Origin of the sequence: Pseudomonas sp. B40(2017) (assembly GCF_002112855.1) — a bacterium.
GTDB classification, from domain to species: domain Bacteria; phylum Pseudomonadota; class Gammaproteobacteria; order Pseudomonadales; family Pseudomonadaceae; genus Aquipseudomonas; species Aquipseudomonas pharyngis.
This window is the reverse complement of sequence record NZ_NEIT01000002.1, coordinates 406,316-419,484: the sequence shown is the minus strand read 5'-3', so window position 1 is coordinate 419,484 and position 13,169 is coordinate 406,316. Positions and strand designations below refer to the sequence as shown.

Below are 13,169 nucleotides of genomic sequence, written 5' to 3'. Positions count from 1 at the left end.
TTCGTGACTGATACTGCGCCCGTCCGTCCGCCGAAGCCGCTCTACAGCAACGTCAGCCCGGCCGTGCCTTCGCCGTGCACCGGCGTGTGCCGGCTGGATGAGCAGAAGGTCTGCCTCGGTTGCATGCGCCATGTCGAAGACATCCGCGAGTGGCGTTCGGCCGATGACGAGCGCCGTCGGGTGATTTGTGCGCAGGCCGCTCAGCGCCGGCAGCTCGCCGGAGCGTAGCTTGTATATTTTTTGAGCTGTGGTAGTGTCCGGAAACGCCTCAACCCATCGAGGCCTGGTGAAAACCCCGTCTTTTTTGGCGGGGTTTTGCTTTTTTTGTGTGCAGAAGAAAGGAGTCTGCCCGGATCATGACCGCACCTTCCATCACCCTTACCCGTCTGGACGTGCAACGTCTGGAGCGCCTGATCGACAGCCTGGATGACACGCTGCCGGGCGTGATCGCGCTGCAAACCGAACTGGACCGCGCCGATACCCTGGTCGCTCACGATGAAGTGCCTGCCGATGTCGTGACGATGAATTCCCGTGTGCACTGCCGCGAAGAAAGCAGCGGCAAGGACTACCACCTGACCCTGGTCTATCCGAAGCACGCCAACGCCGACGAAGGCAAAATCTCGATCCTGGCCCCGGTCGGCAGTGCGCTGCTGGGCCTGAAGGTTGGTCAGCACATCGACTGGCCGGCTCCGGGTGGCAAGACCCTGAAACTGACTTTGCTCGAAGTCGAATCGCAGCCGGCCAACGGCGGTGATTTCCCGGAGTAACCCGCCTCAGACCTGCTCGAGCGCCTCGTTCAGAGAGCGTTCAAGGTCGGCCTTGTAACGCAGATACAGATTGCTCGAACTCTGCCCGTCACCGATCACGCCCGACAGGTCCAGGTCGGTGATGTAGCAGCGGTAGCGCTCGGTTTCCCGGCGCTGCCCGACGATCTCCCGGGCGACCACGCTGAACAGCTGATCGCCATGTTCCAGCTCGCTGAATTCCCGTTGATTGCAATACAGCGTGACCTGCACTTCGCCGGGCGCGGCTTTGCCGACGATCGCCTGCACGTCGTAGAACGGTTTGTTGACCGGCGTCTGCGGCGCCGGGCGCATTTCGACCCGTCGCGCGCGTCCCGGTCCTGATGGCAATAACTGGTAATACAAGATTTCAAGACTGGCGGCATGGTTCGAATCCATTGGCAGCAGCGCTTCGCGGCGGAACTGGATCGATTGCAGGAACCGCTGCAGCGGCACCAACAGGCTTTGCTCGTCGTGATAGGGCAAGTGCTGTTGCCACAGCGCATTGAACTCGTCGAGTACGTACAGCTCGGCGGTTCGCTCGGTGATCCGGTAGAACACCTGAATGCATTCGGGCTGGCCCATCGGCAGGATCAACGCCAGGTCGTGGTCTTCCAGCGCCATCGGGTCCAGGTGCAGCGGGCTGTAGCGCGGCTGTTCCTCACCCAGGTAATCGAGCAGCGCCGGCAGGGTGGCGAGGGCGACATGGCTGACCTGGCCCGGCACCAGTTCCAGCACGTGGTAATGCTGCTGCACCTGGATCAGGTAGCGGTGATTCAGGTCGCTGAGCAACAGGGTCTGCGCGGTGTCGATGATTTCTTCCACCCGGCGCGCGATGAATTGCGCGCGGTTGTGACAGAAGCAGCGCACTCGCAGCGAGGGTTGTTGCGCTCCGCGCGGCAGATTGTTGAGGTAATCGCGCAGGCAGTCCATCAGGGCATGCGGGCCATCGAAGCGGTTGACCAGCACTTCGTTCCAGCTGTTGAGCGTGACCTGATCCAAGGTCAACACCAGGTTCTCGCGCACACCGGCGTAGCTCAGCGAATCGGTACGCTCGGTGGTCATCAGGATGTTCAGGTCGCGGTGATGCTTGAGCGGATCGACCCCGACATTCACCAGCATCAAGACTTCGTTCGGTACGGCGGCGCGCAGCAGCGGTTCTTCGGCAACGGTCGGCAAAGGTAGGGGGATGCTCTGTTGCAGGCTGCCGAGCAGGTTGAACAGCTCGAACTCGCTCATGTCGCTGGTGCCGGGGTGCAGGGCCAGTCGGGTGCTGCTGTCGATCACGCCGTTGCGGTGGCACCAGGTCAACAATTCCAGCAACTCGCGGCTGCGCTTGATCGGTGCGAAGTGTTCCCACTCCAGCGCTGTCAGGCTGCCGTTGTACAGGCCCCACTGGGTCTGGCCCGGTTCCTTTTTGTTCGGCGATTGCACCAGGGTCAGCGTGTCTTCGGCCAGGTCCGGGGCGATGCCGGGATTGATGAACTCGACCTTGTCCGCCTTGCGCTCGAACGCCGCATACAGGCGCCGTCCGAGAACGTTGAGGTCGCGCTTGTTGATCAGGCTGACGGTCTGCTCTGCGCGGGCGAACTGGGTCAGGAAGCGATAGCTGTAATTGAGTTCGTTGACCAGCGCCCGGCGTTCGGCGCTGACCTGGCGGACTTTCCACTGGCTGCGGCTGTCGAGCAGCGCCAGTTGCCGCTGATCCCAGTGCCATTCGCTGGCCAGTCTTTCCAGCAGTGAACGCTGCCAGCTCTGGGTGCGGCTGTTGCCGGTGAGCTTGCGGTTGACCTTGAGGTACAGCGCCCGTCGAACCAGCTCAAGGCGTTCCGGCTCATTGCGCGCAGTGAGGTATTCCTCGATCCGGCGGTAGACCACCATGTACGGATCCAGCTCGTCGAGATCCAGCCGGTTGGCGAACACCGCCTGCTTGAAGCGCAGGCTCAGGCACTGCACATGTGGATGTTCGCTGGCGTAGACCTCGGTCAGCAGCAGCTTGAGCACCGATTTGTAAGGTGACTCGATACCCTTGAACAGTTGCCACAGTCCGGCGCCGACGAACTCGCCCGGCGGAATGTGCGCCATCGGCCCCAGGTCGAGGGTTTCATCGTTGCGGATGAAGCGCTTGGAAATCAGGGTGTGGGTGTACGCGTCGTAGGCATGTTCTTCATAGACCGGCACCAGCCACCAGATCGGCGTGCGGCCGGCGAGCCAGATCGCGGTGCGGTAGAACTCGTCCAGCAGCAGATAGTGCTGGGTGGTGCCGCAATCTTCGGAGCTGAGCTGAGTATCGCGTTCGCCTTTGACGAAACGCGCCGGGTCGATCAGGAAGAAGTGCGCTTCGGCCCCCTGGCTGGCAGCCCAGGTTTCGAGCAACTGGCATTTCTTGCGCAGCTCGGCGAGTTCACCGTCGTTCAGGTCGGGGGCGTGGCAGACCCACACGTCCATGTCGCTCTGGTCGGCCTGGGCCAGGGTGCCGAGGCTGCCCATCAGGAACAGGCCGTGAATCGGCCGTGGCGGGTTGCTGCCGTGACGCGGTTTGTAGGAGAACGAGCGGGTCAGGCGCTGGGCTTCGGCGAGCGCCTCGGCGTCAGGCTCGTAATTTGACAGCCCGGTTGGCGTGCTGCCCGAGACATAACCCGGAAGCAGCGGATGATTAACGTGAAAAAACAGCGGCAGCAGCGTCAGCACACTTTGCTGGCGCGTCGACAGGCCTTCCCGCGCCCGGTTCAAGCGGCCTTCATTGAGTTTCAGAAAGCGTGCACGTAGCTGGCTGAGTACCTTGCGGTCGATGCCTTCGTCGAGGTCGGGGCGGATTTCATGGGTGCGGGTCATGTCGGCTCAAACCGGCGCGCAGGGCTCGGAGGCAAGGGGTCTCGGGTGTCCGGGAGTTTAGCGCCTGAGCGGCAGGAGTTTTAAGCTGAATTTGTTTTTTGACGTCAGATTTCTATCGCGCGGTGATGGACGACGTTCATGGCTGGCCCGCGGAAATCCCGTGACAGGGGTTTCCGTGGGCAAAGTCGGGAGGATCAGGCGGTTTGCTGCTCTTTGAGAATCGTCAGTACGGTTTGCACGTTTTGTGCGGCATCGCGACCGAGGCTGGTCAGGTAACCGCCATCAGGCTGGTCTGTCAGTTCTTTTTCGAACAGGCGTTGTGCGGCGGCAATGTGCTTCGGGGCAGCGGTCTGATGAATTTTCAGACCTTCCTGGGAACTGTCCAGGTTGAAGAGTGCGAGGACTTCCAGTTCGGCAACCAACTCAGGGGTAAGCGACATAAGGACTCCAGACTTTCTAGGAATTGGACGACAGCGCCCCTAAGGTGAACCTGCCGGCGTGGCCTGTCCAGTGCGCGTGTCAGGGTTTTTGTCCCGGGGTGGATTCCAGTGTAGTCAGGGAGCGGCAGAAGACCGCGCAGATGGGTGACAAATTGTGTGGGAGCAGGCGGGCTCCCACAGGGCGGGGCCGTTTACTGCTTTTCCGGTGGCAGCTCGGGCAGTGCGCGCAGCGCGGTTTCGTACCACTCGGTATCGAACGCGCGGTCTTCGTCGAGCATCGCGTCGATTTCGTAGGCCAGCACGTGGGCCATCAGATTCAGGATGTCATCGCGTTCGTAACCGACCAGCGTCAGCTTGTTGAAGGTTGCCTTGGCCGCTGGCGGGTTGTCGCTTTCGATCTGGTTCTCGATCGCTTCGATCAGCGTCGATTCGGTGAACTCTTCTTCATCATTGTCGATGTCAGTCGGCTCGCTCATGGCAGGCTCCTCAAGGAAAGGCGCCAGTTTACCCGCATTCAGCGGCGTGATGCTGCTGGCACGAATGCCCGGGGCGATCTATAAACAGGCACTGCCCACCCCGCACGGCCTGGAGGCTATGTGATGTTCAAGCTCTATGGATTCTCCGTCAGCAACTACTACAACATGGTCAAGCTGGCGCTGCTGGAAAAAGACCTGCCGTTCGAAGAGGTCACGTTCTACCCGACACCAACGCCGGAGTCCCTGGCCATCAGCCCGCGCGGCAAGGTGCCGGTGCTGGGGGCCGAAGGTGGCTACATCAATGAAACGATGGTGATGCTCGAATACCTCGAAAGCACCCAGAAGGGTGCTCCACTGCTGCCGGCCGAGCCGTTTGCCCGTGCTCAGGTGCTGGCAGTGGCCAAGGAGATCGAGCTGTATATCGAACTGCCGGCCCGTGCCTGCTATGGCGAGGCGTTTTTTGGCATGGCACTCCCGGAGGCGATCAAGGAGAAAACCAAGGCTGAATTGCTGCTGGGTTTTGCGGCGCTGGCACGTCACGGCAAGTTCGCTCCGTATGTGGCGGGCGACAGCCTGACTATTGCGGATTTGTACTTCCTCTACAGCGTGCCGTTGGCAGTTGCGGTGGGGCACAAGCTGTTCGGTCTAGATTTGCTGGCGCAGATGCCGAAGGCCAAGGCACTGCTGGAGCGGCTTGAGCAGAATCCGCACGTGCAGAAGATTGCGGCGGACAAGGATGCGGCGATGCCGGCGTTTTTGGCGATGATCGCAGCGAAGAAGTAATTTTTTGGAGTTTTCGAGATGGCTTTCGCGAGCAAGCCCGCTCCCACACTTGATCTCGATTGGACACCTGTTCGGTGTTCGCAGCAGATCAAATGTGGGAGCGGGCTTGCTCGCGAAGCTTTGACTTTTAGCGGCTGGCGATCAGCGCCTGACCGCGAACCACGGCAGCCTTGACCTGCGCCGGCGCAGTGCCGCCGATGTGGTCACGGGCATTTACCGAACCTTCCAGGGTCAGCACGGCAAACACGTCCTGCTCGATCTGGTCGCTGAACTGGCGCAGTTCTTCCAGGCTCATTTCCGCCAGATCCTTGCCGGTGTCGACGCCGTACTTCACGGCATGGCCGACGATCTCGTGGCAATCACGGAACGGCAGGCCACGGCGAACCAGGTAGTCGGCCAGGTCGGTGGCGGTGGAGAAACCGCGCAGCGCCGCTTCGCGCATGATCGCGTGTTTCGGTTTGATCGCCGGGATCATGTCGGCAAAGGCACGCAGCGAGTCGCGCAGGGTGTCGGCGGCGTCGAACAGCGGTTCCTTGTCTTCCTGGTTGTCCTTGTTGTAGGCCAGCGGCTGGCCTTTCATCAGGGTCAACAGGCCCATCAGGGCGCCGAACACACGGCCAGTCTTGCCGCGTACCAGCTCCGGAACATCCGGGTTTTTCTTTTGCGGCATGATCGAGCTGCCGGTGCAGAACCGGTCCGGCAGATCGATGAACTGGAACTGCGCGCTGGTCCACAGCACCAGCTCTTCGGAGAAGCGCGACAGGTGCATCATCGCGATGCTCGCGGCCGAGCAGAATTCGATGGCGAAGTCTCGGTCGGACACGTTGTCCAGCGAGTTGCCGCCGACGGCGTCGAAGCCCAGCAGTTGCGCGGTGTATTCGCGGTCGATCGGGTAAGTGGTGCCGGCCAGTGCGGCGCTGCCCAGCGGCATGCGGTTGGTGCGCTTGCGGCAGTCGACCAGGCGCTCGTAGTCGCGGCTGAGCATTTCGAACCAGGCCAGCATGTGGTGCCCGAAGGTCACCGGCTGAGCGGTCTGCAGGTGGGTGAAGCCCGGCATGATGCTGGCGGCTTCACGCTCGGCCTGCTCCAGCAGGCCTTTTTGCAGGCGGGTGATTTCGCTCAGGATCAGGTCGATCTCGTCACGCAGCCACAGGCGGATGTCGGTGGCGACCTGGTCGTTACGGCTGCGGCCGGTGTGCAGCTTCTTGCCGGTGACGCCGATGCGGTCGGTCAGGCGTGCTTCGATGTTCATGTGCACGTCTTCGAGGTCGACGCGCCAGTCGAACTGGCCGGCCTCGATTTCGCCCTGGATGGTCTTCAGGCCATCGATGATGCTGTCGCGCTCGGCATCCGTCAGCACACCGACCTTGGCCAGCATGGTGGCGTGGGCGATCGAGCCCATGATGTCGTGGCGATACAGGCGCTGGTCGAAAGTGACGGAGGCGGTGAAGCGGGCGACGAAGGCGTCGACGGGTTCACTGAAGCGGCCGCCCCAGGACTGATTGGTCTTGTCAGTGCTCATGAATTCGCTCGTATCGGCTTGAAGAAAGAAGGCGTGAAACGCTGGCGCGGATAATAACAGGGTTGCCAATCCTGTCGCTGACACTGGTCGATACGTTTTTTTCTCATTCGCTCCGCCATAGTTGTCGGCGTCCCCGGGGGATTTGCGCAAGGATATTTTTCGATTGAGCAATATCGGCCCGACGAGCGTCTACAGTAGGACATAGGGGTCGGGTGACCACGGATCGGGCAAAGATCCGGCCACCGACTATAAGAAGAGAGAGGGGTGGGTGTATTGGCCATTGGCATACCCTGCGTAAAACGCAGTCGGCGACGGGCGTCGGGCGGTACGTTGCAGGTGTCGGCAAATATTGCCGGCCGACGTACGGCACTTTTTGGCGCTCGCGCTAGTCTTAGCGTGGATCGCGGTGACGGACGTCACTCCACTTGTCTACGCTATCCTTGTGCGAGACTCACGCAGGAATCCAGCGCAATATGAATGTCCTGATCGTTGATGACGAACCACTGGCCCGCGAGCGACTCAGCCGAATGGTGAGCGAGCTCGAGGGCTACACAATCCTGGAGCCCAGCGCCACCAATGGCGAAGAGGCGTTGGCACTGATCGACAGCCACAAGCCGGATATCGTACTGCTCGATATCCGCATGCCGGGCCTCGATGGCCTGCAGGTGGCTGCCCGTCTGTGCGAACGCGAAACCCCGCCGGCCGTGGTGTTTTGCGCAGGTCCCGATGAATTTGCCGTGGAAGCCCTGCAGGCCAGCGCCGTGGGCTATGTGGTGAAACCCGTGCGAACCGAACATCTGCATGACGCCCTGAAACGGGCTGAACGTCCCAACCGGGCCCAACTCTCGGCCCTGACCCGTCCTGCCGCCGAAAGCGGTAACGGCCCGCGCAGCCACATCAGCGCCCGGACCCGCAAAGGCATCGAACTGATCCCGCTGGATCAGGTGGTGTACTTCATTGCCGACCACAAATACGTGACCTTGCGCCACGAAGCTGGCGAAGTCCTTCTGGATGAGCCGCTCAAGGCGCTGGAAGACGAATTCGGCGAGCGCTTCGTGCGGATTCACCGCAATGCGCTGGTCGCCCGCGACCGCATCGAGCGACTGCAACGCACACCGCTGGGCCACTTCCAGTTGTTCCTCAAGGGCCTCAACGGTGACGCGCTGATTGTCAGCCGTCGGCATGTGGCGGGTGTGCGCAAAATGATGCAGGGGCTTTAGTCCGCAGGCTCCGGGCGGTTCTTTGTTCATTTCACCAGGCATTGCAGGCCAGGGAGGCCACGCCGTATCTGATTCAGGTCAAAGTGGATTTGGCTGAGCTGTTATTATCCGCCGTATCTATTCAGTACGGATTGATCCATGTCCTCTCGCGAAATCCGCATCGCCACCCGCAAAAGTGCTCTGGCCCTCTGGCAGGCCGAATACGTCAAAGCCCGTCTTGAAGCATCCCACCCGGGCCTGCTGGTGACGCTGGTGCCCATGGTCAGTCGCGGCGACAAGCTGCTTGATTCGCCCCTGTCGAAAATCGGTGGCAAGGGCCTGTTCGTCAAGGAACTGGAAACCGCGCTGCTGGAAAACGAAGCCGACATCGCCGTGCATTCGATGAAAGACGTGCCGATGGATTTCCCCGAAGGACTCGGTCTGTTCTGCATCTGCGAGCGCGAAGATCCCCGTGACGCGTTTGTCTCCAATACGTATTCCAGCCTCGATGCGTTGCCTGCCGGCAGCATCGTCGGTACCTCCAGCCTGCGGCGTCAGGCGCAGTTGCTGACACGCCGTCCGGATCTCGAGATCCGTTTCCTGCGTGGCAACGTCAACACCCGTCTGGCCAAGCTCGACGCCGGCGAGTATGACGCGATCATCCTCGCGGCAGCGGGCCTGATCCGCCTCGGTTTCGAAGATCGCATGACCTCGGCCATCAGCGTCGATGACAGCCTGCCGGCCGGTGGCCAGGGCGCCGTCGGTATCGAATGCCGCAGCGCCGACACCGAAATCCATGCCTTGCTCGCGCCCCTGCATCACGCCGACACCGCTGACCGTGTCACCGCCGAGCGTGCCCTCAACAAACATCTGAATGGCGGCTGCCAGGTGCCGATTGCCTGCTACGCCGTGCTCGAAGGCGATCAGTTGTGGCTGCGCGGTCTGGTGGGCGATCCGAGTGGCGGCAAGCTGCTCAGCGCGCAAGCCCGTGCGCCGCGTGCGGCAGCCGAGACCCTGGGCGTACAGGTTGCCGAAGACCTGCTCGGCCAGGGCGCCGACGATATTCTCAAGGCAGTCTACGGCGAGGCAGGACACGAGTGACCGCCTGGCGCCTGCTGCTGACACGCCCGGCGGAGGACTGCTCGGCGCTCGCCGCCGTGCTGGCCGAACAAGGGTTTTTCAGCAGCTGTCTGCCGCTTTTGGAAATCGCCCCACTGCCGGTCTCTGACACAATGCGTCGCACGATCACGCAACTGCCGCGTTACAGCGCAGTGATCGTGGTCAGCAAGCCAGCGGCGCGGATCGCGGTGGATCTGCTCGACTCTTTGGGCCTGGCGACTCCTACGATGCCGTGGTTCAGTGTGGGTGCAGCGACCGCCGCTATCCTTCGGGATCGGGGGCTGGATGTGAGCTTCCCGGACGCGGGTGACGACAGCGAGGCCTTGCTGCAATTGCCGCGTCTGCTTGAGGCGGTGGCCGTGCCCGGTTCGCAGGTGTTGATCCTGCGCGGGGAGGGCGGACGCGAGCTGCTGGCCGAGCGCCTGCGCGCGCTTGGTGCTAGTGTCGAATACTTGGAGTTGTACCGTCGCGACCTGCCGGACTATCCGCCGCAGGAGCTGCCCCGCAGGATTGCAGCGGAACGCCTGAACGGGCTGGTGGTCAGCAGTGGACAGGGTTTCGAGCACCTGCGCCAACTGGCCGGCGACAGCTGGCCTGCACTTGAGCGGCTGCCGTTGTTTGTTCCAAGCCCAAGGGTTGCCGAGCAGGCCAGTGCCGCCGGGGCCCGAACAGTTGTGGATTGTCGCGGCGCCAGTGCCGCGGCCTTGCTGACGGCGTTACGGGAGCATCCCGTGCCCGTTCTCTAATGCAAAGGATGGATACGTGAGCGAAACAGCCTTGCCTAAAGATGACGTTCAACCTGTGATCGATGCACCGGTTGATGCACCGCCACCGGCCGCGGAACCGCGCCGAGGCAACGGATTGGCCATTCTCGCGCTGCTGCTCGGCGCTGCCGGTGTTGCGGTGGGTGGCTGGGGTGTGTGGCAGGTGCGACACCTGCAAACCAGCACTCAGAATCAGTTGAATCAGGTTCAGGCATTGAGCGATCAGGCACAGACCCTGAAGCTCAACGAGCAACGACTGACCGAGCGCCTCGGGCAACTGCCCGGTGCCGATGAACTTGCCGATCGCCAGCGTCTGGTATCGCAACTTCAGGGCGATCAGCAACGCCTCAACCAGCGTCTGGAAACGGTCCTCGGCGCCAGCCGCAAGGACTGGCGTCTGGCCGAGGCCGAGCACTTGCTGCGTCTGGCCAGCCTGCGTCTCTCCGCCCTGCAAGACATCAGCAGCGCTCAGGCGCTGGTGCAGGGTGCCGATGAAATCCTGCGCGAGCAGAATGATCCCGGTTCGTTCGCCGCCCGCGAGCAAGTGGCGAAAACCTTGGTGGCGCTGCGCAGTACCGAGCAGCCGGATCGCACCGGGCTGTTCCTGCGCCTGGGCGCCTTGCGCGATCAGGTCGTCGGCCTCACCGAGCTGGCGCCGGAATACAAGGATCGCGGTGATTCACTGCTTGGCCTGACTTCCGATGGCGACGGCGCCAGTCGCTGGGCGCAGTGGTGGGATCAGATCTCGCGCTACATCCGCATCGATTTCAACGCCGACAAAAACGTCCGGCCGCTGCTCGCCGGCCAGAGCCTGAGCCAGGTGCGTCTGGCCCTGAGCCTTGCGCTCGAACAGGCGCAATGGGCCGCGCTCAACGGTCAGGCGCCGGTGTACACCCAGGCGCTGGCCGAAGCGCGTGACGTCCTCACGGGCAACTTCAATCCGGACAACCCGCAGAGCAAAATCATGCTCGAGCAGGTCGCGGAATTGAGCAAGCAACCGGTTACCGTCAACACGCCGGATCTCGCTGGAACCTTAAGTGCGGTGCAGGCCTATCTGGAGCGCCGCAACGTCAACGCCGAAGACTCGGTGAAACCCTTCGCCAAACCGGCTGCCAGCACCGCGCAGGAGGCGACACCATGAAGCGCCTGTATGTGATCGTGTTTCTGGTGATCGCGGCGACGGCGGCGCTGGGCCTGGCGATTGCCGAGCATTCCGGTTACGTGCTGGTCGCCTACAAAAGCTTTCGTTATGAATCGAGCCTGTGGGCGACCCTGGCGGTGGTGGCGGTGCTGTGGCTGCTGGTCTGGGGCATCAAGGCGCTGGTCGAGCTGGTACTGACCTCAGGCGGAGTGGTCAATCCGTGGTCGCGTCGTAACCGCAGCCGTCGTGTGCAGGTGGCGATCGAGCATGGTCAGCTCGACCTGGCCGAAGGACGCTGGGCCAGCGCCCAGCGTCATCTTTACCGGGCCGCCGAAGCCGAGCGTCAACCGTTGCTGTATTACCTGGGCGCCGCCCGCGCCGCCAACGAACAAGGTCATTACGAGGAAAGCGATCGCCTGCTGGAGCGTGCCCTTGAGCGTCAGCCGCAGGCCGAGCTGGCGATCGCCCTCAGCCATGCGCAGTTGCAGACCGATCGTGGCGATACCGATGGGGCGCTGGTCACCTTGCAGGCGATGCATGAACGCCATCCGCACAATGTCCAGACCCTGCGCCAGTTGCAGCGCCTGCATCAGCAGCGCGGTGACTGGTCGTCCGTGATTAGGCTGTTGCCGGAGCTGCGCAAGGACAAAGTCCTGCCACCGTCCGAACTGACCGAACTCGAACGTCGCGCCTGGGGGGAAAACCTGTCCCTCGCGGCCCAGCGTGAAGAGGACGGCGCAGTCGGTTTACAGTCGCTCAACCGCGCCTGGCAGCAGCTGACTTCTGCCCAGCGCCAGGAGCCGGCGCTGGTGCTGGCCTACGCCGAGCAGCTGCGCCAGCTGGGTGCTCAGGTCGAAGCGGAAGAAGTGCTGCGCACGGCGCTCAAGCGCAAGTACGACAGTCATCTGGCGCGCCTTTACGGTCTGGTGCGCGGCAGTGATCCAGCGCGTCAGTTGCAGACGGCCGAGGGCTGGCTCAAGGATCATCCGGGCGATGCCAGCCTGCTGCTGACGCTGGGACGCCTGTGCCTGCAAGCCAGTCTGTGGGGCAAGGCGCGGGACTACCTGGAAAGCAGTCTGCGAGTGCAGCGCAATCCGGAAGCGTGCGCCGAGTTGGCGCGGCTGCTGGCCCGGCTCGGTGACACCGAACGCAGCAATCTGCTGTTCCAGGAAGGGCTCGGTATGCTGGATGAGCGCCTGCTGGCTGCACCATTGCCGGTAGCCGCTCGAGCATGATCAGAAAGGGGGAGCGTTGCTCCTCCATTTCTTTCCCGGTGACTGAATTGTTACCGGTAAATCCCCTCCCGAGCAAAATCCTACAGTGGGCTACACCGAATCCTTCGGTGCCTGTCGGGATTTCCCTACACTTCTGATGAAGTGTCGCCAGTGACCTGCCTTGAAAGCCCGAGGCGCTTTCCTCTACCGTAACTGCCTGTCTTTATTGTTACGGATAAGCCATGTCGTTGGCCTGCTCACGCTCCCTGTTCTTTATGGCTTTCACTGCGGGGATTCTGGCCCTGGGAGCTTCTTATTACCTCGAATACGCGGTCGGTCTGGTGCCCTGCAGCCTGTGTCTGGTCCAGCGTCTGTTCATGTGTGTGCTCACCATTTTTTGTGGTGTGGCGGCGGTCCATGGGCCGCAGCGTGTCGGTCTGTCGCTGTACTGGATGATGGCGTTGCTGACCAGTCTTGGCGGGATGACGGCGGCCTGGCGACAGGTGCTGTTGCAAAGTGATTCCCTGCAAAGGCTGGCGCATTGCGGGCCAGGGCCGGAGGAAATGTTCAGCAGCCTGCCGTGGTTATGCGCACTGATGCGTATGTTCAACGACACTGCCGATTGCACGGAGTTGTCCTGGACACTGTTCGATTTGAGCATTCCGGAGTGGAGCCTGCTGTTCTTCGTGGGGATGTCGATCCTTGCCGCTTACCAGTTGCTGCGACAGGTCTGGATGGCTTTACAGCGACCACTTAGCGGCCAACCGTCGCACCCGGCGCTGGTCAGGGATTAAACACTTGTATGAACTTTCTCTCCTGCGTACCTTGAAGCCATAGGCGTGCGGGCATAATCTGGCCCGCACGTGTCATTGGAATTGTGTTGCTCGATGACGC

General features: G+C 62.1%; 13 protein-coding genes. 9 read left to right on the top strand and 4 right to left on the bottom strand.

The window, feature by feature from the left end:
• The first annotated feature begins 3 nt into the window (after positions 1-3).
• On the top strand, positions 4-228 hold the full coding sequence (locus CAF76_RS05565; RefSeq protein WP_045121669.1) for a DUF1289 domain-containing protein: 225 nt from the start codon (positions 4-6) through the stop codon (positions 226-228).
• A 128-nt stretch (positions 229-356) separates the two neighbouring features.
• Positions 357-767, top strand: a complete 411-nt coding sequence (gene rnk / locus CAF76_RS05560) for a nucleoside diphosphate kinase regulator (protein ID WP_085647036.1) — start codon at positions 357-359, stop codon at positions 765-767.
• 6 nt (positions 768-773) lie between these two features.
• Here rnk and CAF76_RS05555 read toward each other — a convergent pair whose 3' ends face one another.
• The 3 genes from CAF76_RS05555 to CAF76_RS05545 all read right to left on the bottom strand — a co-directional run bounded on the left by CAF76_RS05555 (position 774) and on the right by CAF76_RS05545 (position 4,533).
• Positions 774-3,617: a class I adenylate cyclase gene (locus CAF76_RS05555; protein ID WP_085647035.1), complete on the bottom strand. Its 2,844-nt coding sequence runs from the start codon at positions 3,615-3,617 to the stop codon at positions 774-776.
• A gap of 194 nt (positions 3,618-3,811) precedes the next feature.
• On the bottom strand, positions 3,812-4,057 hold the full coding sequence (locus tag CAF76_RS05550) for a TIGR02647 family protein (RefSeq protein ID WP_007951883.1): 246 nt from the start codon (positions 4,055-4,057) through the stop codon (positions 3,812-3,814).
• Between the two features lie 191 nt (positions 4,058-4,248).
• A complete protein-coding gene (locus CAF76_RS05545; RefSeq protein WP_064379885.1) occupies positions 4,249-4,533 on the bottom strand; it encodes a hypothetical protein in 285 nt (94 codons plus the stop codon).
• A gap of 123 nt (positions 4,534-4,656) precedes the next feature.
• Here CAF76_RS05545 and CAF76_RS05540 point away from each other — a divergent pair, with 123 nt between their 5' ends.
• Entirely contained in the window at positions 4,657-5,316 is a 660-nt protein-coding gene (locus CAF76_RS05540) for a glutathione S-transferase family protein (RefSeq protein WP_064600340.1), read from the top strand.
• 127 nt (positions 5,317-5,443) lie between these two features.
• Here the strand turns inward: CAF76_RS05540 and argH are convergent, their stop codons facing one another.
• Positions 5,444-6,838, bottom strand: coding sequence for an argininosuccinate lyase (argH, locus tag CAF76_RS05535; RefSeq protein ID WP_011336517.1), 1,395 nt, complete (start codon positions 6,836-6,838; stop codon positions 5,444-5,446).
• 473 nt (positions 6,839-7,311) lie between these two features.
• Between argH and CAF76_RS05530 the strand changes: the two genes are divergently transcribed.
• From CAF76_RS05530 to CAF76_RS05505, 6 genes are all read left to right on the top strand, one after another.
• Positions 7,312-8,058: a LytTR family DNA-binding domain-containing protein gene (locus CAF76_RS05530; protein ID WP_039765284.1), complete on the top strand. Its 747-nt coding sequence runs from the start codon at positions 7,312-7,314 to the stop codon at positions 8,056-8,058.
• A gap of 138 nt (positions 8,059-8,196) precedes the next feature.
• Positions 8,197-9,138: a hydroxymethylbilane synthase gene (gene hemC, locus CAF76_RS05525; protein WP_085647034.1), complete on the top strand. Its 942-nt coding sequence runs from the start codon at positions 8,197-8,199 to the stop codon at positions 9,136-9,138.
• The gene (locus CAF76_RS05520; protein WP_085647033.1) at positions 9,135-9,902 is read left to right on the top strand and encodes a uroporphyrinogen-III synthase; all 768 of its coding nucleotides are present in this window, start codon (positions 9,135-9,137) and stop codon (positions 9,900-9,902) included. The genes hemC and CAF76_RS05520 overlap by 4 nt, the downstream gene beginning before the upstream one ends.
• 16 nt (positions 9,903-9,918) lie before the next feature.
• Positions 9,919-11,061: a uroporphyrinogen-III C-methyltransferase gene (locus CAF76_RS05515; protein WP_085647032.1), complete on the top strand. Its 1,143-nt coding sequence runs from the start codon at positions 9,919-9,921 to the stop codon at positions 11,059-11,061.
• Positions 11,058-12,296, top strand: coding sequence for a heme biosynthesis protein HemY (locus CAF76_RS05510; RefSeq protein ID WP_064600328.1), 1,239 nt, complete (start codon positions 11,058-11,060; stop codon positions 12,294-12,296). Before CAF76_RS05515 ends, CAF76_RS05510 begins: the two co-directional genes overlap by 4 nt.
• A gap of 221 nt (positions 12,297-12,517) precedes the next feature.
• On the top strand, positions 12,518-13,069 hold the full coding sequence (locus CAF76_RS05505) for a disulfide bond formation protein B (RefSeq protein WP_064600326.1): 552 nt from the start codon (positions 12,518-12,520) through the stop codon (positions 13,067-13,069).
• Positions 13,070-13,169 lie beyond the last annotated feature (100 nt).

Excerpts from the sequence above, each read along its gene's own strand:
- rnk (WP_085647036.1), top strand. The coding sequence starts at position 357 with ATGACCGCACCTTCCATCACCCTTACCCGTCTGGACGTGCAACGTCTG.
- CAF76_RS05555 (WP_085647035.1), bottom strand. The coding sequence starts at position 3,617 with ATGACCCGCACCCATGAAATCCGCCCCGACCTCGACGAAGGCATCGAC.
- CAF76_RS05550 (WP_007951883.1), bottom strand. The coding sequence starts at position 4,057 with ATGTCGCTTACCCCTGAGTTGGTTGCCGAACTGGAAGTCCTCGCACTC.
- CAF76_RS05545 (WP_064379885.1), bottom strand. The coding sequence starts at position 4,533 with ATGAGCGAGCCGACTGACATCGACAATGATGAAGAAGAGTTCACCGAA.
- CAF76_RS05540 (WP_064600340.1), top strand. The coding sequence starts at position 4,657 with ATGTTCAAGCTCTATGGATTCTCCGTCAGCAACTACTACAACATGGTC.
- argH (WP_011336517.1), bottom strand. The coding sequence starts at position 6,838 with ATGAGCACTGACAAGACCAATCAGTCCTGGGGCGGCCGCTTCAGTGAA.
- CAF76_RS05530 (WP_039765284.1), top strand. The coding sequence starts at position 7,312 with ATGAATGTCCTGATCGTTGATGACGAACCACTGGCCCGCGAGCGACTC.
- hemC (WP_085647034.1), top strand. The coding sequence starts at position 8,197 with ATGTCCTCTCGCGAAATCCGCATCGCCACCCGCAAAAGTGCTCTGGCC.
- CAF76_RS05510 (WP_064600328.1), top strand. The coding sequence starts at position 11,058 with ATGAAGCGCCTGTATGTGATCGTGTTTCTGGTGATCGCGGCGACGGCG.
- CAF76_RS05505 (WP_064600326.1), top strand. The coding sequence starts at position 12,518 with ATGTCGTTGGCCTGCTCACGCTCCCTGTTCTTTATGGCTTTCACTGCG.